At 73.5% G+C, this 1,138-nt stretch carries 1 protein-coding gene; it reads right to left on the minus strand.

What is annotated here, in order from left to right; genetic code table 11:
• Positions 1 to 261 precede the first annotated feature (261 nt).
• Positions 262 to 1,023, minus strand: coding sequence for a DUF4191 domain-containing protein (locus ACTIDRAF_RS0226030; protein WP_016701568.1), 762 nt, complete (start codon positions 1,021 to 1,023; stop codon positions 262 to 264).
• Positions 1,024 to 1,138 lie beyond the last annotated feature (115 nt).

Here is a 1,138-nt window from a genome sequence, read left to right on the forward strand (position 1 = left end):
CGCGCGCGCCCCTGCCGCGGGGTCCCCCCCCGAGCCGGTTCGGGATGCCGCGTCGAGGGGCTCCCGGTGCTCCACGGGGTGGCTGCCGTTCCGGACGGGCCGGCCGACGGCCGGAGGCCGCGGAGGTCCACCAGGGGTGGTCGCCACCGACTGGATCAGGGAGGTCGGGCTGGGGCCTCCCGGACGGCCGAACGCCCCCCGGAACGTGGTCCGGAGGGCGTTGTCCCGCCTTGGCGCGGGGTGCTGGCCCGGTGGAGGCGTTCAGCGGCGGCGGATCGCCCGCTGCATGTTCCGCATTCGCGCGCCCTGCGGCATCGGGCCCTTGGGCATCGCGTTGCCCTTGCTGGCCAGTGCGGCGAGCCTCGTCTCCAACACGTCGATCTGCGCGACGCTGATGTTACGGGGAAGTTTCATCAGGTAGCGCTGGAGCTTCCTGAGCGGAACCTCCCCCTCCCCGTTACCGACCGTGACGTCGTAGATCGGAGTGCTGCCCACCACCCGGGCGACGCGCTTCTTCTCCTGCGCGATGAGTCCCCGCACCCGGTGCGGGGCGCCCTCCGCGACCAGGATGACGCCCGGGCGTCCGATCACGCGGTGCACGGCGTCGAGGTGGGTGGTGCCGGCGACGGCGTTCGTCACGCGCCAGCGGCCCCGGATGTTCTCCAGCGCCCAGCCGGCCGCGCCCGGCTGCCCGTCCGCGCGCTGGTAGACCGTGCGCTGCACGCGGCGGCCGAACACGATGACCGCGGCGAGGGCACCGAAGGCGATGCCCACCGGCAGGAAGAACCAGGGCAGCCCCAGCAGCCAGCCCAGACCGAAGACGACGAGCGCGGTGCCGAGGAAGGCGACCAGCATCCACGGGATGAGCCGCTTGTCCTCGCGGCGCTGCATCTTGAACGCCTCGAAGATCTGCTTGCGGCGTTCCCTGGATGCCTGCCGCCGGGCGCTCTTCGCCGCCTTGGACGCTTCCTTGGCGGCCGCCTTGTCCGGCTTTCCAGCCGCTTTCTCCTGCTTGGGGGCCATACGACCAGGATACGGGGGACGTCGCGGTCGACGGCCCGTGGGGAGAGGGCTGAGCCGGGAGCCCGCGCCGCCAGCCGGTCGAGAACGGGCCGCCCCCGCGGCCGAGCGGGAGCGG

Origin of the sequence: Actinoalloteichus spitiensis RMV-1378 (assembly GCF_000239155.1) — a bacterium.
GTDB lineage: Bacteria > Actinomycetota > Actinomycetes > Mycobacteriales > Pseudonocardiaceae > Actinoalloteichus_B > Actinoalloteichus_B spitiensis.

Excerpts from the sequence above, each read along its gene's own strand:
- ACTIDRAF_RS0226030 (WP_016701568.1), bottom strand. The coding sequence starts at position 1,023 with ATGGCCCCCAAGCAGGAGAAAGCGGCTGGAAAGCCGGACAAGGCGGCC.